Origin of the sequence: Paenibacillus sp. NPDC093718 (assembly GCF_050279985.1) — a bacterium.
Taxonomy (GTDB): domain Bacteria; phylum Bacillota; class Bacilli; order Paenibacillales; family Paenibacillaceae; genus Paenibacillus_AQ.
Map to the genome: position 1 here is coordinate 241893 of NZ_JBNNUS010000004.1, position 19370 is coordinate 261262.

Sequence of the window (19370 nt, forward strand, 5' to 3'; positions counted from 1 at the left end):
AACGTAAGAAAGCAGCGAATCGAAATCAGCTCGTTTCTAATCATTCCCATGTGGTAATAATGAAGACAGAGTCTGAGTTTAAGGGCAAGACCCCTAGAAACTGAGGAGGAATCGTGAATGAACCCATCCAATTCATCGTACCAAGGGCTACCGCAATACCCGGTGTCGCTGTGGAGAGCGACTACCGAACTGCCCGACTTCCCACGCTTGGCCGAGGATATTGAAGCGGATGTGGCCATCGTCGGAGCCGGCATAACCGGAATCACCACAGCCTATCTGCTGGCGAAGGCAGGTAAAGATGTGGTCGTCGTCGATGCAGGCCGCATTCTGAACGGAACAACAGGTTTTACAACCGCGAAGGTAACGGCACAGCATGGGCTGATCTATCATGAATTTTTGAATCATTTTGGAGAGGAGAAGACAAGGCACTACTACGAAGGAAATCGCGAAGCGATCGAATTCATTCGAGATATTATTGGCGGAGACGAAGGGAAATTCGGGCTGAAGCTGGAGGATGCCTATATCTACGCACAACAGGAGGACAAGTATCTCACAAAGCTCGAGGATGAAATCAAAGCTTATGAGAAGCTCGGCATTCCGGGAGAATGGCAGGACAGTCTTCCTCTGCCTATGCGGATTCGGGGAGCCATTAAGATGCCTGGTCAGTATCAATTCCATCCTCTGCAATATCTTAAACATTTGACCGAACAATTTCTGAAACTCGGGGGGCGGATCTATGAGAACACGACCATGGATGAAAAGGCCGAAACCGATGGACCGATTACGCTGCTAACCAAACGGGGCGGACATCGGATCACTTGCAATCACGCAGTGTCGGCATCTCATTTTCCGTTCGTTGACGAGAAAGGATTGTTCTTCACGCGGCTGCATGTGGAACGCTCCTACGCCATTGCTGTCAAACCCGAAACCGCCTATCCGGGAGGGATGTATCTAAGCGTAGACCAGCCAACGCGTTCCTTGCGGTCAGCTTCTTATGACGGTGAGGAGCTGGTTATCGTCGGAGGTGAGAATCACCCGACGGGCCGCAGTATCTGTACCCATCAGCATTACGAAAATCTGGAGCTTTTTGCAGGAAAGCTGCTGGGCGCTTCTGCCATTCCGTATCGCTGGTCGACTCAGGACCTGATCACACTGGACAATATGCCTTATATCGGGCCGATCACGTCCAATCAAGACCGGATCTTTGTTGCGACAGGCTTCCGGAAATGGGGAATGACGACTGGTACGCTAGCCGCAAAGATCATTAGCGATCAAATTCTGGAGAAAGAGAACCGTTACTCCGAGGTGTACAGCCCGTCCCGCTTCAAAGCGGATCCGAGCATCAAAACATTCGTCGTCCAGAATGCCTTGGTTGCGAAGGATTTTGTGGCCGGCAAGGTGGAATTATCCCACGCCGATATAACCGAGCTAAAGGCCGGCGAAGGCGCAGTCGTCCGCCATAACGGTCAGCGCGCCGGGGCTTACAAGGATGATCAGGGGAATCTCCATCTCGTGGATACGACCTGTACCCATCTCGGCTGCGAGGTGGAATGGAACGAGGGCGAACGCTCATGGGATTGCCCATGTCACGGATCACGCTATCGCTATAACGGCGAGGTGCTTGAAGGGCCGGCCATTGAGCCGTTGAAGCAGCTGGACCCGGAGAGTTGAGCTGAAGCGCGATCCCTCAATGGCGCCTTACCTAAAAAAGAAGTGAAGCCCATCCGAGCTTCACTTCTTTTTTATAACATGGGGCAACACACCAGAAACAACCTAAATCCAACCAAAAATAACATATTTCTGGTATAAGCTTACACATCGTTTACAGGAGGGACAGCCAATGGTTCTAGGCCCTGAGTATTTGGATCGAATTGAAGAGGACGTCTCGGAGAAAAAAGCGCAGGAGAAGCTGCGCGGTATCCGGCAGCAAAGCCTGCTTAGTGATTTTTTAATGACCCTTGCCGCTGCAGGTGCCTTCATTGTGGTGGCTGCCATCTTTGGTTTTATTTTGTATAACATACGATATTAGAGACCCTTCAACATGCCTCCAAGGTAGTAAATCACGGATGTTTATAGTTTCTTACAATTGCAAAAAGGCACCCTGACGGGTGCCTTTGTTATGTTATGACCTGGATCTGGATTACCTTTGCAGGCCTAAGCGATTTCCGGCGCCAGCTCCTCGCGGTATGCCGCAAGCGACTGATCCACGATGACCTGTATGAAATCGGGATCGATATCCTGGATCCAAGGCATGGCGTTATTCCAAGCATTTTCCTCGATTTGAAGCGCGAGCTGCCTCTGATCCCATTCATCCACCGTTCGATCCATCCGGTCGCACAGCTCTGTCAGGGTCATGTCCATTGAATGGCCCAGCTCATGTGCGAATACCACCGCAAAATAGGCATGAAACGGCTCAAGCGTGCCAAACAGCTGCAAACACTGCTGGCGTATGACTTCGGTATACATGGTCACGCTGTGCGAATGCATCACATATTTTCCGCCGATTAACCGGCCCCCTGGAAAATACGCCTCCATCTCCACGGTGACACTGCTGCCCGACCGACGTAGAAGCTCTTGCGTAATTCGGTTCAGTTCGGACTTATTCAATAATGATCATGGCTCCCTTTAAAGATATAAACATAAACATCATTATAAAAGAACCATATGAAAATGCAATAACAAATATGCCTGCCGGCTTACTCCGAGCCTGTCAAAAGCCTTAAGCGGCGCGGCTTGACGGATACGGCCGCAGGCGTTCATATCTATTTCCCCGTCCGTGTCGGCCTTCATGGGCCGATCCGTTATCAGCTTGATGGAGGCGGCCTTTAGTCAAAAAAAGAAGACCCGCTTCATTCGAATGGGTCTTCTTGTTATAACATTCCTTGCCTCGCTATCCAGCCTCATGCTGGTCGCTGAATTGACTGTTATACAGGTCCGCATAGAAGCCGCCTTGAGACAGCAGCTCTTCATGGGTTCCCTGCTCGATAATGCTGCCCTTGTTCATGACCAGAATCAGGTCCGCATCCCGGATCGTGGACAGTCGATGCGCTATGACAAAGCTGGTGCGGTCCTTCATCAGCTCATTCATCGCTTTCTGGATATAGAGCTCCGTTCGGGTATCCACGCTGCTGGTTGCCTCGTCGAGGATCAGAATCGATGGATTAGCCAGAATGGCACGCGCAATCGTAAGAAGCTGCTTCTGCCCCTGCGATATGTTGGAGGCCTCCTCGTTTAATACGGTATCGTAGCCGTCCGGCAGTGTCCGAATGAAATGATCCGCGTGAGCCGCTTCCGCTGCAAGGATGATCTCTTGTTCCGTGGCGCCTTCGCGTCCATATCCGATATTCTCCCGGATCGTACCGTTAAAGAGCCATGTATCCTGCAGCACCATCCCGAACAGGCTGCGGAGTTCACCGCGCCGAAGAGCCGTAATATCCGTGCCGTCTATCGTAATCTTGCCCTGATTCAGCTCGTAAAACCGCATCAACAGATTAATGAGTGTGGTTTTCCCGGCGCCGGTCGGTCCGACGATGGCGACCGTTTGCCCGTGCTTCACGTCCACATTCATATCCTCGATCAGAAGCTGGTCCGCTTTATAGCCGAAGCTCACATTCTCGAAAGACACATCGCCAAGCGGCTTCTTGAGCGCTGCCGGAGCTGTGTGCTCGGACACTTCTTCTTCCTCATCCAGCACTTCAAATACGCGCTCTGCCGATGCGACGGTGGATTGAATGACGTTTGCGATATTCGCAAGCTGGGTAATCGGCTGCGTGAATTGGCGTGAATATTGGATGAATGCCTGAATATCCCCGATCTCAATCGCTCTGCGGGTAACCAACACCCCGCCGACGACACTGACGATCACATAACCGATATTTCCGACAAAACCCATCAGCGGCATAATGGTACCCGATATAAACTGGGCTCTCCAACCGGCATCATAAAGCTTGTCGTTGACCTCATCGAATTGCTCCATGGACTGTCGTTCGCGGCCAAAGGCCTTCACCACTTTATGACCCGTGTACATTTCTTCCACATGTCCGTTCAGCTCACCCAAATGCTTCTGCTGAGCCACAAAATGCTTCTGCGAGCGCTTGGCAACCACAATCGTGACCACCACGCTAAGCGGCAAGGTCAGAATAACCACCAACGTCAGCAGCGGACTGATCGTGAGCATCATCACGATGACGCCGACCAGCGTGACAACGGAGGTAATCATCTGCGTCAGGCTCTGCTGCAGCGTACTGCTGATATTGTCCATATCGTTGGTCACCCGGCTCAGCGTTTCCCCATGCGTCCGAGCGTCAAAATATTTCAGCGGCAAACGGCCGAGTTTATTGTAAACATCCTTACGCAAATCATACACGGTCCGCTGGGCCACACCAGCCATAACATATTGCTGGATGTATGCAAATAGAGAGCTTAAGAGATATAAGCCTGCAAGCCAGAGCATGATCGTCCGAATAGCGTCAAAGTCGATCCCGGCACCCGGAACGCCTTGCATCTTGGCCATGAAGCCTTTGAACAGGATCGTGGTCGCATCCCCTAATATTTTCGGGCTCACGATGCTGAATATCGTACTGAGAATAGCTGCAATCAAAACGATCAGCAGCTTGCCGGTATGCGGTTTGAGATATCGCGTTAACCGGCGAAAAGTGCCTTTGAAATCCTTGGCTTTCTCCCCCGCCATTCCGGGCCCGTGCGGGCCGCCAAAGGGACCGCCAGGTCCCCGGGGATGTCCTCCCCGTTTCTTCTCACTCATGCGATCTCCTCCTCTGACAGCTGCGAGGTAACGATTTCGCGGTACACATCGCTGGAAGCCATGAGCTCCTCATGCGTGCCGATGCCGGCAATGCGTCCCTCATCCAGCACGATAATCCGGTCAGCGTCCATGACGGTGCTTACCCGCTGAGCGACAATCAGAACGGTAGCTTCCGTCGTTTCCTCGCGGAGCGCTGCCCGAAGATTGGCATCCGTCTTGAAATCCAGCGCCGAGAAGCTGTCGTCAAACACATAAATCTCAGGCCGTCGAACCAGCGCCCTAGCAATCGAAAGCCGCTGTTTCTGGCCGCCGGATACGTTGCTGCCGCCTTGCGAAATCTCGGCATCGTATCCGCCCTCCATGGAGGCGATGAAATCGGCGGCCTGAGCAACCTTCGCTGCATACCGGATCTCCTCGTCTGTTGCATCTTCTTTACCGTAGCGGATATTCTCCGCGATGGTACCGGTGAAGAGCAGCGCCTTCTGCGGCACGAATCCGATTCGGCCCCGCAGGTTCTCCTGCATCATGTCCCGGATATCCGTACCATTGACGAGAATCCGCCCCGAGGAAACGTCATAGAAGCGAGGGATCAAGCTGATCAGCGTCGATTTACCTGAGCCGGTTCCGCCGATAATTGCGGTGATTTCACCCGGACCGGCACGGAAGGAAATATCGGATATGGCGGGCTCCTCTGCACCCGGATAATAGAAGGTTACATCCTGAAATTCGATCGAGCCGTGCTCCACGCCGGTAACGGCCGGCTGCTTCGGATCATGGATCTCCGGCATCATGTTCAACACCTCATTGATCCGAACCGCCGATGCCTGTGCACGCGGAATCATGACAAACATGACGGATAACATGATGAGAGAGAACATGATCATCATCGCGTATTGGAGAAATGCCATAAGGTCGCCGACCTTCATATACTCGCCTTCTATGCGGTGGGCTCCGAACCAGACAATCGCCAGCGTGGCAAAGTTCATGACCAGCATCATGACAGGCATCATCGCCCCCATGATTTTATTGACTTTGATCGAAGTGGCCGTCAGGTCCTCGTTCGCGTCGTTAAAACGGACGGTTTCATGGTCCATCCGGTTGAAGGAACGGATGACCCGGATTCCGGTCAGATTCTCCCGCAGCACGCGGCTCAGCGTATCAATCTTTACCTGGATCGCTTTGAAGAGTGGAATCCCTTTTTTGGCGATGAGGAAAATAGCCAGTGCCAGAATCGGCAGGACGATTAGAAGAACCGTAGTCAGTCCCGGGTCTCTTGACACGGCCATCACAATGCCCCCGATACACATCATCGGTGCTATCGCCATCATGCGCAGGATCATGATCGTGACCTGCTGTACCTGCGTAATATCGTTCGTTGTACGGGTAATCAGGGATGCCGTACCAATCTTATCGAATTTCTGCAGCGTGAAGTTCTCCACATGGGAGAAGACGCGTCCCCGAACAATTTTCCCGAATCCCGTAGCGGATTTGGATGCCAAATAACTCGCGGCAATAGAGCACACCATGCCCCCTGCTGCTACCAGGAGCATAAAGCCGCCCACACGCCAAATGTAAGGCACATCTCCCTCAACGATGCCATAATCCACGATGTCCGCCATCAAGGTCGGCAAGTACAGATCAGACAAACATTGGAAAAATGTGAACAGCAGGACAAAAATGACCGCGGTCCGGTACGGTTTCATGTAGTGAAACAGTTTTAACAAATCTCCCACCCCTACTCGTTGTCTGATGTCGTTTCATTCGTTTTGCGTTTTTGCTCGTGAAAATGATACACCTTCGTTAACAGCTCCGTCAGTTTGACGCTGTCCTCTTCTCCCAGAAAATCCACCAGCTCGTTAAAGTTGTTCTTGACGTTCTGATAGGTTTCCTGGACAACGCGGTTCCCTTCCTCGGTAAGCTGTACGCGCACCGCACGTCGATCCTGTACATCCATCACCCGTTCCACCAGACCTTTGCTCTCCAGAGCGTTAATAAATTGGGTGATCGTGGGTGACGTAACATTCATCATGCTGCTGATTTCGGACACTTTCATACCGGGGCCGTCAGGCTCGATATGATGTTTGAGTCCCATCAGAACGCGGATCTCGCCGGGCGTATAGCCGGAAATCAAGTGCTGATCCCATTCCTGCTTGTGGAACATGCGAATGCTGTACAAGAGCCTGCCGGCGACGCTATCCTCTCGCCTGCCGCCCTTCATGCACAGCCCTTCTCGCGATTCTCTTTCCTCTTTCCCGTGGTTCTCATTATGTAAATCTGGATGTTTATCCTCTGCCATGGTCCACCTCTTTTCTGCAACCACTTCAATAAATAGATAGTCTGCCAATTTATTTGGTTACCTAACTATATACCTGAAAGAAGGCCGAAGTCAAATCGACTCCGGACCTCCCGTAACATCCATTATTCGTCATCGTACAGGAGCTGCTGGAACGCCCCCTTTCGGTCTCTGTCGCTCTTCCGTGAGGTCTTGCCTGAACTCTTATTCTGACGGCGGGTGCTGACCCTCTCTTTACGGGCGATATGGGCCATTTCCCGCTCCGTCTTCTTGTAATTCGCGTATCGTTTCGGATCCAGTGTTCCGTCCAGGAGCGCTTCCTGAACCGCACAGCCGGCCTCCGTCTCATGACGGCAATCATGGAACCGGCACTGCTGGGCGAGCGTGGCAATGTCCGCAAAGGTTGCCTCAAACCCTTCCTCCGAATCCCACAGCTGCAGCTCCCGCATGCCCGGCGTATCCACCATAATCGCGCCTCCCGGCAGCACAAAGAGCTCTCGATGCGTCGTCGTGTGCCGTCCCCTAGCGTCCTCTTCGCGTATCCCTTGAACCCGCTGCATCTCCTGACCTGACAGCCAGTTCAGGAGGGTGGACTTACCGGCCCCGGAGGTACCCGTAATCGCAACCGTCTTCCCCTGCACCAGATAAGCCTGCAGCTGCTCCTTCCCTTGATCCATCAAGGAGCTCACCGCATGAACCGGCACGCCCGGTGCAACAGCCTCTACCTGCGCGACATAATCTTCCGGCGATTCACATAAATCCGCCTTGGTAAGCAGAACGACTGGTACGGCTCCGCTTTCCCAGACCGCAATCAGATAGCGTTCAATTCGGCGAACATTAAAATCCTTGTTCAGCGCATTAATGATAAACACAGTATCCATGTTTGCGGCAATGATCTGCTCATCCGGGACGCTTCCCGCTTCCCTGCGTGTCACCGCGGACTTTCGGGGGAGTAGCTGATGAATGACGGCACGGGATTCCCCTTGCAGCGGCTCCACCATAACCCAATCGCCAACAGCGGGAAAATCGCTTTTGCTGGCTGCTTCGTATTCGTATTTGCCCGTGACCATCGCGGACTGCTCTCCCTCTTGCGTAATAATGCGGTATTGCTTCGAGAATTGGGCTGTGATGCGTGCAGGTACCAGGGCTTTATCCTGCTGCGGGATCTGCCCGGCCATCAAACTCCAATGTTCATTCCATCCATAGGCTTGTAGCATGGTCATGTCTTGTTTAGTCAAATTCGTTATATCCCCTTATCGTTATTGGATTGGTTGTTATCAAACACAAAAAAAACCGCAGATTTGTATCCGCGGCTGATCTGAATCTATGCAAGAAGAAGGCATTAATCCCCATACAGCCAAGCCGTTAAAGGTCATTCCAAGCCCCTTGCATAGACACAAAAAACCCGCAGGATACCAAGCACGGTCTCCTGCGGGGCTCTTCAGTATGGAGTTAAAGACAAGTATAGCTACATGCCTTATACCCCTATACCATTAGAATTTCCCGTCCAAAGAGACCAACGTCAATGCGACCCATCCACTATGCATCATAACCATCTGACATCAGCCTCCTTCAGCTTAATTAATATATCCGTATTATAGAGTTCGTATTTCCAAGTGTCAACATCTCAAGAAAAAATTAGATGCGCCTGTAATGCCTCCACTCCTCCGGCAGCAGCATTCCGTACTGGCGATTCAGAAAGCGGTCATCCACGAGCGTCAGCGTCCCGCTGTCCTGCTCCGATCGGATCAAGCGACCTCCGGCCTGCAGCACTTTGTTCATGCCCGGGTACACATAGGCATAATCGTATCCCCTCTTGCCGGTGCGGTCGAAATAATCCTTGATGATATCATTCTCGAAGGATAGCTGCGGTAATCCAACACCGATGACCACGACGCTCGAAAGCCGTTCTCCCTTCAGATCGATGCCTTCGGAGAAAATCCCCCCCATCACGGCAAAACCGATCAGCGGATCTTCCGCATCCGCCTGGAAGGCATTCAGGAATGCCTCCCGCTCCTCCTCGCTCATCCCATGCCCCTGGAGCAAGGTACGCGCTCCCGGATTCATTCGGGCAAACGCCTCATGAATATCCTGCATGTAGGGATAGGACGGCAGGAAGATCAAGGTATTCACCGGCTTTTCCTGAACCAGTGCACTCAGCATCCGGACGATGGCCTCGCTATTGCGCTCCCGATCCTTGAAGCGCGTCGATAACGGCAATATTCGAACATCCAATTGCTCGGAAGAGAAGGGGGAGGGAATCGAGAGGCTGTAGTCCTCTTCCTCCGCTCCCAGCATGTCGCGATAATATCCGAGCGGCATGAGTGTTGCCGAGAAGAATACGCTGGAGCGGTAGTTTTTTCCCGCTTGCTGGAGCAAATAAGAAGGGTCCAAACAAAACAGCTTGAGAAACACCTCGCTCTGACTCATCTCCGCATACGTGACAAAACGGTCGTCATACAGCTTGGAGATGCGCAGATACCCCTGCACGGCAAAATAGCACTCCAGTAGCGCATCGGCCTCATCCCCGCTCTTGCCGGTCATCAGTTCGGCCTCCGCCTGGAGCGAGAAATCCTCAAGCAGCTCAACCATCATCTCTGGCTGCTGGGACCCGACAATCCGCTCTTCCTCCCTACTAACCTTGCGCAGCACTTTAAAGCGGTTATTCACCCGCTTCGCCGCGTTGTATAGTGCGGGATTGCTCTCTTTGTAAGCTCGTTGCAGCTCCAGAAAAGCCGATTTATTCAGCTCGGCCGAGAACATTCCCCGCGCCCGATCTACCAGATTGTGAGCCTCGTCAATAAGCAGCACGCTGCGTTTCTTCACTTCCTCCGGCATTCGCTTGAAGGATACGCGCGGGTCGAATACATAGTTGTAATCGCAGATGACGGCATCGGCTGCATACGCGGCATCCAGTGAGAACTCAAACGGGCACACCGTATGCTTCCGGGCGTACTCTTCAATAACGGGTCTCGTGATCAATGTTTCATTCGAGAGCAGATCCAGTACGGCGCCGTTAATCCGGTCATAGTAACCCTCCGAGAAGGCGCAGCCCATCTGACTGCAGCCTTCCGCTTCACGGAAACAAATCTTGTCCTTCGCCGTCAGCGTGACCGTGTGCATGCAGAGTCCTTGACGCTCCATACGCGCCATGGCTTCCTCCGCGGCGGTTCGGGTGATCGTCTTGGCCGTCAGATAAAAAATCCGCGACAACAGGCCCTCGCCGATCGCTTTAACCGAAGGAAACAGCGTGGATATGGTTTTCCCTATGCCCGTCGGCGCTTTGGCAAACAATCTTCGACCTTCCCCGATACTTTTATAGACGGCCCCGGCCAGCTTCCGCTGCCCCTCGCGGTAGGCGGGAAAGGGAAACTTCAATTCGCGGACGCTTTGATCCCTCCGCTCGCCATGCTCCCGCAGCAGGTTGGCATAAGGCGCATAAGCCGCCACGATCTCCAATACAAAGGATTCCAGCTGAGCCAAGCTCCATTCCTGTTCGAACTGCTTCCGCTCTCCGCTCGGGACTTGGAAGTAGGTTAATCTCACCGCCATCTTCGGAATCCCCTGCTGCTTCGCGTACATATAGGCATACATTTTGGCCTGCGCCCAGTGAACCGGGTACGTGTGCTCCGTAATCTCGCCCAAATCGCCGGAGGTCGACTTGATCTCGTCAATCATCATCCGCTCTTCCTCTTGAATCAGACCGTCGCAGCGACCTTCCACCACAAAGAGAAGATCCTCGTAAGGAATCTCCACTTCAAGCTGAACTTCCTTCTGATCGTTCTCACCATAGTCGCGCTGCACCTGTTGATGCGCCCGGGTCCCTTCGGTCAGGGATGTCGCCGTGCGAAAACCCGAGGTAATGCTGCCGCTGCGAAAGACGTATTCCACCAGCGGCCTGACGGATATTTGGATAGTATGAGGCATGATGGTCTCCTTCGTTCATGTTCTATGAAGGATATTATACCAAACATTCGTTCCTGAAAGCGAAGCATCTACCTTCATTCAGCAACAAAAAGCGTGCAGACGGCATCCTGACAGGATGGCGTTCTGCACGCTGTATGCAACATATGCTTACGGGGCTTTCTTCTGCATCTGATCCAAACTCTTGAACTCGTACCCCCGATTCCTGGCTTCGTCGATGATCCGCCCAAGCGCCTCGGTGTTGTCCTTGGAGATCGAGTGCAGCAGGATCACAGCGCCCGGGTGGAGCTGCGCGGTGACCCTATCATAAGCATACTGCGCACCGCGCTGGGACTTCACGTCCCAATCCATATACGCGAGCGACCAGAAGACATTGGTATAACCCAATTGTTTGCTGGTGGCCAGCGACCGCTCATCGAAAATGCCGCGCGGCGTACGCAAATATTTCATATCCGGCTGGCCGGTTATGCGCATAACCTCTTTCTTCACCCGCTCCAGTTCCTCGGTCAGCTTCTCTGCCGAGATCGTGGTCACATCCGGATGATTCCAGGAATGGTTGCCGATAATATGGCCTTCCGCCGTCATCCGCTTCAGCAGATCTTCCTGTGTCTTTACGTAGTGTCCGGTCACGAAAAAGGTGGCGGGCACCTTCTTCTCTTTGAGCGTATCCAGGATACGCGAGGTATATCCGTTCTCGTATCCGTTATCAAACGTAAGATAAAGCTCCTTCTGCTCGGCATCGCCCATGAAAATCGCGTCGTATTTTTGCAGGAGCTCCTTAAAGCCCTCCTCGTTGATGGAGGGCAGCTGGCCATTGACGCTTTTTTTGAACCCAAAATGAAACGGGCCGCTTCCGCCCGCCAAAGCCGCTCCGGCGATGGACAGCATGACCGCCAAGCTCATAAGAAGCATAAGGGCCGGACGAAGGATACCACGTTGCTTCATATCCGTTCTCTCTCCTTCATTGTTGTGATATGGATCGACTCCCCTGATGAAAGACCTGCCAAGGGTAGCATCACCTAATATCCCACAAATCGGAGCAAACTATGTGTTGGCCAGCGAGGACTCGAATACCGGATTCAGCGGGGTCTCACGTGATCTTGATCAATCGGCCCTTCTGATGACTCTGCAATGCATACTCGATCATGCGGATCACATTGCGGGCTTCTTCAGGCTGGACGGGTAACGGGCCATCCTTCTGAATCGCTTCGGCCAGTCCCTGATAAAAGGCCTGGTAGCGGCCCGGCAGCGTCTCAATCTCGCCCTGAACCGCAAGCCCGCTCAGCTCGGTAGCAAGCTCCCCATACTGATCCGGCTGATCTTCGCCCCAGCCCGCATCCCCCGGGTGCATCCCCTGCTTCAGCTGGCCTTCCTGAGGGTCTGTTCCATACTTCAGGAAGCTTCCTTTATCCCCGTGCAGCTCGAATTTCGGGCCGGCTTGCCGGACCAGCGAACCGGAATGCAGAATAACACGAAACGTTTTGTAACCCAGCACCAGATGAAAATAATCATGGGTTTTGGACCCTTTGCGCTCCGTCCTCAAATCCGCCCACAGCGTCTCCGGCAGACCGAACAGGAACAGCGCCTGATCAAGCAGATGCGAACCTAAATCGTACAGAATGCCGGACCCGGGATTTCCCTGTTCCCTCCACCGCTCCGTTTGCACCTCCGGACGGTAGCGGCTGAACTGCGCCTGATAAATGGAAAGCTTGCCGAGCGCCCCCGTCTCCAGCAGATTGCGGACGGTCAGAAAGTCATTGTCCCAGCGGCGGTTATGATATACCGTCAGCAGGACTCCCTTCTGCTTGGCAAGATCAATCAGCTGGTCCGCTTCGGCGGATGTTATGGTAAACGGCTTCTCGACGACCACATGCTTACCAGCCTCGATGGCTAACCGGGTATATTCATAATGCGTTGCATTCGGACTCGTAATGATGACAACATCAATATCCGGATTAGACAAAAGCTCATCCACGCTATCGACAACTGCCGCATCAGGCAAATCCTTATGAACCTTGTCCGGATCTGATGACACAACCGTGTGGACTTCGTAATCCGGCACGCTTCTCAGGATAGGTGCATGAAACACCGACCCGGACAGGCCGTAGCCGATGATTCCCGCTTGTATTGCCATAAAGCAAGCCTCCTCTTCCCATGGTTCTATGTTGATTCGATATGTATCGTTTTGATTCCTTGCAACATCTTAACATTCCGCAAATATTTTACAACCTCAAATGGTAAAGCCGCCTGCACATTAATCACTGTGCAGGCGGCTTTCTTTATTGCCATAGTTAAATGATAACCTGGAGACCGCTCTCGACCTAGCGAATTTTAGTAAGGATCCGCCTCATGGCCCATGCGATTTGCATCCTCTACCGCCTGCTCCCGTTCGTTCTCGTTCGAGCCCTTTCTGGCCTGCTCGAGTCCTTCCCGCACGCGGCGTCCATAATCCTCATCCGCATTCGTGAAATATTCCACCATCTTGTCTTGAATCCGAATATCGCATTGGATAAGCGCACCCACCAGGTTGCTAATCAATTCGTTTCGCTCCCATTCCTCAAAGGCTCTGTACGTATCCCCGGCCTGCTTGAAGTCCAGCGTACGGTCCAGCTTCTGCCGGACGAGGTTGGCATTATAATGGGGCTGATGCGGCTTCGCCGTCTGCGCGGCTTCCACCAGACCGTCGGTCATGGACGGCTCGTAATCCACATGCGGGCTTTGCCCTGGTGCCTTATCCACGTAATAAGACATCTGCCCGCCGCGCTGATTGGTAGCGACCCGCTTCTTTGGCGCATTGATCGGCAGCTGCAGATAGTTGGTGCCCACCCGATGCCGCTGGGTATCCGAGTAAGAAAATGTGCGACCTTGGAGCATCTTGTCGTCCGAGAAATCGAGCCCATCCACCAGCACGCCCGTGCCGAAGGCCGCTTGCTCCACTTCGTTATAGTAGTTTTCCGGATTACGGTTCAGCACCATTTTGCCTACCTTCAGGAACGGGAATTGATCTGCCGGCCACAGCTTGGTTGCATCAAGCGGATCGAATTCCAGCTCCGGATGCTCATCATCGCTCATAATTTGAACGCATAGCTCCCATTCCGGATAATCCCCGCGTTCAATGGCCTCATATAAATCCTGTGTCGCGTGGCTGTCATTCATGGCCTGGATCTTGTTTGCTTCTTCCTGGGTAAGATTCTTAATGCCTTGCTTGAGCGGCTCCCAATGGTATTTGATCAGCACGCTATTGCCCTCTGCATTGACCCATTTGTATGTATTCACACCAGAGCCCTGCATTTGGCGGTAGTTAGCCGGAATGCCCCATGGGGAGAACACAAACGTGATCATATGCGTCGCTTCCGGGGAACGGGAGACAAAATCGAACATGCCGACAGGACCCGGAACGTTGGATGCTGGATCAGGCTTGAACGCATGGACCATATCCGGAAATTTGAGCGGATCGCGGATAAAGAATATTTTCAGGTTGTTGCCGACCAGATCCCAGTTGCCTTCTTCGGTGTAAAATTTCACGGCAAACCCGCGCGGATCCCGAAGCGTTTCCGGTGAGCCGGCACCGTGGATGACGGTTGAGAACCGGACAAACACCGGTGTGCGCTTGCCTTCAACCTGAAACAGCTTGGCTCGGGTATACTTCGAAACAGGCTCGTCGCCCACTTTCCCGTAAGCTTCGAAGTAACCGTGAGCTCCAGCACCCCTTGCATGCACGACGCGCTCCGGAATGCGTTCACGGTCAAAATGCGTGATTTTCTCCAGATAATGATAATTCTCCAGGGTCATCGGACCCCGATTCCCTATTGTTCTCACATTCTGATTATCCGAAATAGGATGTCCCTGACGATTAGTCAGCGTATCCTCCCGCTCCGTCTCGCCCCGATTCTCGGCGTATCCTGCCCGTTCTTGGTTTATTCCGTTATTAGCATCATGATCTTGGCCACTCACGAATGACATTCCTCCTTGGATATAAGGCTTGTAAAATGGGTTCTCTTTACTATGGATATTATGTCCAAGGAGTGAAAATGTATGAAATGCCCTTCAATTTATAACAAAGTTATTCATGCTCGCCCAGGAGGGAACGCGTAAAGCTGATCCATTCCCTGACGGCAAAGGACAGGTACCGGTCCTTCCTCCAGATCATTCCAAGCTGCCAGGGGATCGAGGGATTATCCAGCGGTAGTATCGTCACGCGCGAAGAATCGATTTCCTTACAGATCGTCTCCGGGAGCAATGCAATGCCCAGATTGGCAGCCACCATGCCGCTGATGAGATCCCACTGCGAGCTTTCATAGACCACCCTTGGCTCGAAGCCCGCGCTGACGCATTCGCGGATAATCCGGTCATGCAGCGTAAAGTCCTCTCGAAACAACACAAACGCCTCGTCGGCAAGCTCATTCAGGTGCACATGATCTCTGCCTGCCAGCCTGTGGGATGGATGGACGAGCAAATTCAGCTTCTCTTTCACAAAGGAATAATAGTGGAATACATCCTCATTGACCGGCAGCACCGCGACGCCGATATCCGTCTGACCGCTTTCCACATCCGCTTCGACCTTCTTGGCGCCATCCTCAATCAGCTGAATGGTAATCTTCGGATATTCCCGGTGGAACTGCCCGATCACCTCCGGGAAAAAGCTGGAACCTACCATAGGCGGAAGCCCGATACGGAGATGGCCGCGCTTCAGGTTCATGAGATCCTCCAGCTCGGCCGATACCCGCTGAAAGGAATCCACCATTTGCTGCGCCTGCTGATACATGATATGACCCGCGTCCGTCAGCTCAATCCGCTTGCCCTGCCGATAAAACAAGGTTACGCCCCACTCGTCCTCCATGTTGCGAATCGTTTTGCTGATCGTTGGCTGCGTAATATACAGCTTCTCGGCAGCCTTGGTGAAGCTTTGGTTCCTCGCTACCTCAAGAAAATACTCCAGGTGCCGTATATCCATCCGATAGTCCCTCCGGTTTCTTCTATGTATAGATAAATGGAATGCACATCATTCGATATATGCATTTTACCTATGAAAATTATCGTTGTAAAATTTCATTACCAATGAAAATAAAGGAGGCCGGTCATGATACACATGATGAAAGGAACGCTCCAAGTGGCCGGTTTCATGCTTCTCTCCTTAGGGATGGATCAACTGGCCGCTTGGCTGAATATAGGAATTCCGGGCAGCATTCTCGGAATCGTTGTTGTATTCATACTTCTCGAAACCAAAGTCCTCCGCCTGGAGTGGATCGAACTTGGCGCCAATTGGCTGCTCGCCGAATTGCTGCTGTTCTTCATCCCTGCTGCGGTCGGCATCATGAAATATTTCCCTATGCTGGAGGCCGAAGGGCTCCAGATTCTAGCCGTGGTTTTGTTCAGCACCGTCATTGTGATGGTTAGCTCAGGACTAACCGCCGGCTTCATCTCATCCAGAAAGGAGCGAAAAACACCATGAACATCCTGTTGACGGTAATTCTCGGTTTATTGTTAACGATCGGGATTTATGGGGGGGCCAAAAGACTTTATCGCCGCCTGCCAAAGGTCTATTTATCTCCGCTCCTTATCACCCCTGTACTGATTGTAGTGATATTGACACAAACGGGGGTATCATACGAATCATACAATGAAGGGGCGCAGTGGATCAGCAAGCTGCTTGGACCGGCTACGATCGCTTTTGCCGTGCCTTTGTACAAAAACTTCCAAACCCTTAAGAAGCATGCAGCCGAAATTATGCTCAGCGTGCTGACCGGATCGGTACTCGCGATGATATCCTCTGCATTTCTCGCAAAATGGATGCACCTGAACAGCTCGCTGGCGACCAGTCTCGTGCCGCGCTCCATAACAACGCCCATTGCCATGAACGTCTCGGAGGTCATTGGGGGGGTGCCTAACATGACCGCCGTCTTTGTCATTATGACCGGGATTCTAGGCTCCATGATCGGACCGGCGGTCATGCGGATCTTCCGGATTCGGGGCGATATCGCAAGAGGCGTGCTGTTTGGAACCAGCGCTCATGGAACCGGCACCTCCAAGGCATTCGAATTCAGCTCCCTTTCGGGGACGATCTCCAGCATTTCGATGATCGTCGCCGCTCTCTTCACCCTCGGAACCGCGCCACTGATTATGTCCTTTCTTTATTAATATTGCTAAAACCCTGACAAAACCGGCGATGGCCGGTTTTTTTGGCTGTCTATTTCATGTTGTTATAAGAAGCTTGGGACTTACTTTAACTCTTTGACAACCTCCTCCGAAGAGGTCATAATTAGTTCTGTTCATTAGTTTTGTAAAATAAATGGTATACGGAATGTATATCAACAGTAAGAATAACGTCTATCGATTCTTAAATAACGAATGGCCGCTGGAGTTTTAGAATTAGGTATACCGCGGCATTGAAAGGAAGGCGATACAGGTGTTCTCCACCTCGCGGTTTCGGTTAACGATTACGAAGCCTTTTATATTTTTCTCTGTCATTATGCTGCTCAAAAGCTACGTAGCCTGGATGGTCATTTTTGATGATGTCATGCCATGGAAGCCGCTCATTACGGAAATTCCTTTTATTTGGCTTGTGTTCAGCTTAATCGAATGGTTCGCTTCCAAGCGAAAGCTCGCTGCCTATATGAGTGTTAACTTATTGCTGACCGCCATATTCTTCGCAGCCATTATGTATTATAAATACTACGGTGTCATTGTTACGTATCACGCGCTGGAGCAGGTCAATCAGGTAACCGCGGTAAGCAATAGCGTATTCTCCTTAATGGACCCTTACTATCTGCTGATCTTCACGGATATCATCGGTATGTTTTTTCTATTATGGCGCAGTGACCGCGTCAAAAACTGGAAGGTTCGGCATGCCAAGAAAGAAAAGCGCAAGATTATCCCTATTGTTTTCGTTGTCTCTTTAATGCTGTGCCTGTTCCAGATTATGCCGAACCGCGCAAGCATGAACGAAATCGTCAAGGCGCAGGAAATGGGCATTCTTAACTATGAGGCCTATACGATTTTCCAGCAGGAGAACAAAGAGCTCGTGGATGCCAAGACCATCACGCAGGATAAAATCAACGAATTGAAGGGCCTCGGAGCGGCTGATCAGGAAGCCTTGCTCTCGGGTGCAGCCAAAGGGAAGAACCTGATCATTATCCAGATGGAATCCTTCCAGGAGTTCTTAATCGGATTGAACATTGATGGCAAAGAAATTACGCCTAACTTGAACAAACTCGCCAAAGAGAGCCTATACTTCCCGAATTTCTATCAGAATGTCGGCCAAGGTAATACCTCGGATGCCGAGTTTGTGGTGAATACATCCTTCTACATTCCGCCACGGGGAGCGGCTACGCAGCATTATGCGGACAGAGTTCTGCCGAGCCTGCCGAGATTGCTGCAAGGGGAAGGTTATGATACTGCCACTTTCCACACCAATGTGGTGGAATTCTGGAACCGCGGGGAGCTGTACAAAGCCCTCGGTTTCAACCGTTATTACGATAAAGCATTCTTCGGTGATGAAGATAAGCTATTCTTCGGTGCATCGGATGATGCCCTGTATTCCAAAACCGCCGCCGAGCTGAAGAAAATGAACGAAGCCGATAAACCGTTCTATAGCCATGTCATTTCCATGTCGGCTCATCATCCGTTCACGATTCCCGAAGGCAAATATCGGATGACGCTGCCGGAGCGATATGAAGGCACCTTCGTCGGCGACTACATCCGCTCGCAGAATTACGCCGATGATGCGCTTGGTAAGTTCATTGAGCAGCTGAAGAAAGACGGCGTGTGGGATAACAGCCTGGTCGTTCTGTACGGCGACCACCTCGGACTGCCGATTTATTCCTTGGACAACAAGGATAAAGAGCTGATGCACGAAATTTATGGCCGTGATTATAACTCCGGCGATATGATCAATATTCCGCTTTTGATTCACGGAGAAGGCATTCAGCCGGAAGTGAAGGAGCAAGTCGGCGGACAAATCGACCTCTTGCCGACAGTGACCAACCTGCTCGGCGTATCGATGGACAATCAGCTTCATTTCGGTCAGGATCTGTTAAACAACACCGAGAATAACTTGCTGCCGGAACGGTATTACCTTCCTTCCGGTACCTTTATTAACAATACGACCCTGTACATTCCGGGAATCGGCTTTGAGGACGGAACCAAGCATCCGCTTCCGAACGCGGACGAGAAGAAGATCCAGGCGACCAAGGAAGAGTTCGAACGCGCACTGCAGTTGCTTCATCTGTCGGACAGCTATATCAGACAGCTGCCATACCATAAATAGCCCGTTGCTTAATGGGACAACTCTTTCGGATCATCGGAGGGTTGTCCTTTTTTGTGCTTGGCAGAGAATCGCCGGCAACCCTTGATGCATAAGGCTTTATACACCCGAGGGCGACGGTTATTTGA

The 19370-nt window shown here is 52.0% G+C and carries 15 protein-coding genes; 5 read left to right on the plus strand and 10 right to left on the minus strand.

The window, feature by feature from the left end:
- The first annotated feature begins 117 nt into the window (after positions 1-117).
- Entirely contained in the window at positions 118-1671 is a 1554-nt protein-coding gene (locus ACQKPA_RS14000; RefSeq protein WP_427493115.1) for an FAD-dependent oxidoreductase, read from the plus strand.
- 169 nt (positions 1672-1840) lie between these two features.
- Positions 1841-2029: a hypothetical protein gene (locus ACQKPA_RS14005; RefSeq protein ID WP_427493117.1), complete on the plus strand. Its 189-nt coding sequence runs from the start codon at positions 1841-1843 to the stop codon at positions 2027-2029.
- 125 nt (positions 2030-2154) lie between these two features.
- On the opposite strand, the gene ACQKPA_RS14010 is transcribed toward ACQKPA_RS14005, so the two are convergent.
- From ACQKPA_RS14010 to cidR, 10 genes are all read right to left on the minus strand, one after another.
- Positions 2155-2607, minus strand: coding sequence for a hypothetical protein (locus ACQKPA_RS14010; RefSeq protein ID WP_404564116.1), 453 nt, complete (start codon positions 2605-2607; stop codon positions 2155-2157).
- A 283-nt stretch (positions 2608-2890) separates the two neighbouring features.
- The gene (locus ACQKPA_RS14015; RefSeq protein WP_427493119.1) at positions 2891-4762 is read right to left on the minus strand and encodes an ABC transporter ATP-binding protein; all 1872 of its coding nucleotides are present in this window, start codon (positions 4760-4762) and stop codon (positions 2891-2893) included.
- Positions 4759-6486 carry an ABC transporter ATP-binding protein gene (locus tag ACQKPA_RS14020; protein WP_427493121.1) on the minus strand — a complete coding sequence of 576 codons (1728 nt, stop codon included), beginning with the start codon at positions 6484-6486 and terminating at the stop codon, positions 4759-4761. The genes ACQKPA_RS14015 and ACQKPA_RS14020 overlap by 4 nt, the downstream gene beginning before the upstream one ends.
- Positions 6487-6497: 11 nt before the next feature.
- Entirely contained in the window at positions 6498-7058 is a 561-nt protein-coding gene (locus ACQKPA_RS14025) for a MarR family winged helix-turn-helix transcriptional regulator (protein WP_427493123.1), read from the minus strand.
- Between the two features lie 122 nt (positions 7059-7180).
- Positions 7181-8293 carry a ribosome small subunit-dependent GTPase A gene (gene rsgA, locus ACQKPA_RS14030; RefSeq protein ID WP_427493125.1) on the minus strand — a complete coding sequence of 371 codons (1113 nt, stop codon included), beginning with the start codon at positions 8291-8293 and terminating at the stop codon, positions 7181-7183.
- A gap of 400 nt (positions 8294-8693) precedes the next feature.
- Complete coding sequence (locus ACQKPA_RS14035; protein ID WP_427493127.1) at positions 8694-10982, minus strand: ATP-dependent DNA helicase; 2289 nt, start codon at positions 10980-10982, stop codon at positions 8694-8696.
- 147 nt (positions 10983-11129) lie between these two features.
- A complete protein-coding gene (gene pdaA / locus ACQKPA_RS14040; protein ID WP_427493129.1) occupies positions 11130-11924 on the minus strand; it encodes a delta-lactam-biosynthetic de-N-acetylase in 795 nt (264 codons plus the stop codon).
- 145 nt (positions 11925-12069) lie between these two features.
- Positions 12070-13113, minus strand: coding sequence for an oxidoreductase (locus tag ACQKPA_RS14045; protein ID WP_427493131.1), 1044 nt, complete (start codon positions 13111-13113; stop codon positions 12070-12072).
- A gap of 197 nt (positions 13114-13310) precedes the next feature.
- Positions 13311-14933 carry a catalase gene (locus ACQKPA_RS14050; RefSeq protein ID WP_427493133.1) on the minus strand — a complete coding sequence of 541 codons (1623 nt, stop codon included), beginning with the start codon at positions 14931-14933 and terminating at the stop codon, positions 13311-13313.
- Positions 14934-15042: 109 nt separating this feature from the next.
- A complete protein-coding gene (gene cidR / locus ACQKPA_RS14055) occupies positions 15043-15933 on the minus strand; it encodes a cidABC operon transcriptional activator CidR (protein ID WP_427493135.1) in 891 nt (296 codons plus the stop codon).
- Positions 15934-16059: 126 nt separating this feature from the next.
- On the opposite strand from cidR, the gene ACQKPA_RS14060 reads away from it, so the two are divergent.
- The 3 genes from ACQKPA_RS14060 to ACQKPA_RS14070 all read left to right on the plus strand — a co-directional run bounded on the left by ACQKPA_RS14060 (position 16060) and on the right by ACQKPA_RS14070 (position 19245).
- The gene (locus ACQKPA_RS14060; RefSeq protein WP_427493137.1) at positions 16060-16431 is read left to right on the plus strand and encodes a CidA/LrgA family protein; all 372 of its coding nucleotides are present in this window, start codon (positions 16060-16062) and stop codon (positions 16429-16431) included.
- On the plus strand, positions 16428-17117 hold the full coding sequence (locus ACQKPA_RS14065) for a CidB/LrgB family autolysis modulator (protein ID WP_427493138.1): 690 nt from the start codon (positions 16428-16430) through the stop codon (positions 17115-17117). Before ACQKPA_RS14060 ends, ACQKPA_RS14065 begins: the two co-directional genes overlap by 4 nt.
- Before the next feature lie 268 nt (positions 17118-17385).
- Positions 17386-19245: an LTA synthase family protein gene (locus ACQKPA_RS14070; protein ID WP_427493140.1), complete on the plus strand. Its 1860-nt coding sequence runs from the start codon at positions 17386-17388 to the stop codon at positions 19243-19245.
- The last annotated feature ends 125 nt before the right edge of the window (positions 19246-19370 follow it).

What these genes read in the sequence shown, in the direction of transcription:
- ACQKPA_RS14000 (WP_427493115.1), top strand. Translation starts at nt 118, where the DNA reads ATGAACCCATCCAATTCATCGTACCAAGGGCTACCGCAATACCCGGTG.
- ACQKPA_RS14005 (WP_427493117.1), top strand. Translation starts at nt 1,841, where the DNA reads ATGGTTCTAGGCCCTGAGTATTTGGATCGAATTGAAGAGGACGTCTCG.
- ACQKPA_RS14015 (WP_427493119.1), bottom strand. Translation starts at nt 4,762, where the DNA reads ATGAGTGAGAAGAAACGGGGAGGACATCCCCGGGGACCTGGCGGTCCC.
- ACQKPA_RS14025 (WP_427493123.1), bottom strand. Translation starts at nt 7,058, where the DNA reads ATGGCAGAGGATAAACATCCAGATTTACATAATGAGAACCACGGGAAA.
- ACQKPA_RS14035 (WP_427493127.1), bottom strand. Translation starts at nt 10,982, where the DNA reads ATGCCTCATACTATCCAAATATCCGTCAGGCCGCTGGTGGAATACGTC.
- pdaA (WP_427493129.1), bottom strand. Translation starts at nt 11,924, where the DNA reads ATGAAGCAACGTGGTATCCTTCGTCCGGCCCTTATGCTTCTTATGAGC.
- ACQKPA_RS14045 (WP_427493131.1), bottom strand. Translation starts at nt 13,113, where the DNA reads ATGGCAATACAAGCGGGAATCATCGGCTACGGCCTGTCCGGGTCGGTG.
- cidR (WP_427493135.1), bottom strand. Translation starts at nt 15,933, where the DNA reads ATGGATATACGGCACCTGGAGTATTTTCTTGAGGTAGCGAGGAACCAA.
- ACQKPA_RS14060 (WP_427493137.1), top strand. Translation starts at nt 16,060, where the DNA reads ATGATACACATGATGAAAGGAACGCTCCAAGTGGCCGGTTTCATGCTT.
- ACQKPA_RS14065 (WP_427493138.1), top strand. Translation starts at nt 16,428, where the DNA reads ATGAACATCCTGTTGACGGTAATTCTCGGTTTATTGTTAACGATCGGG.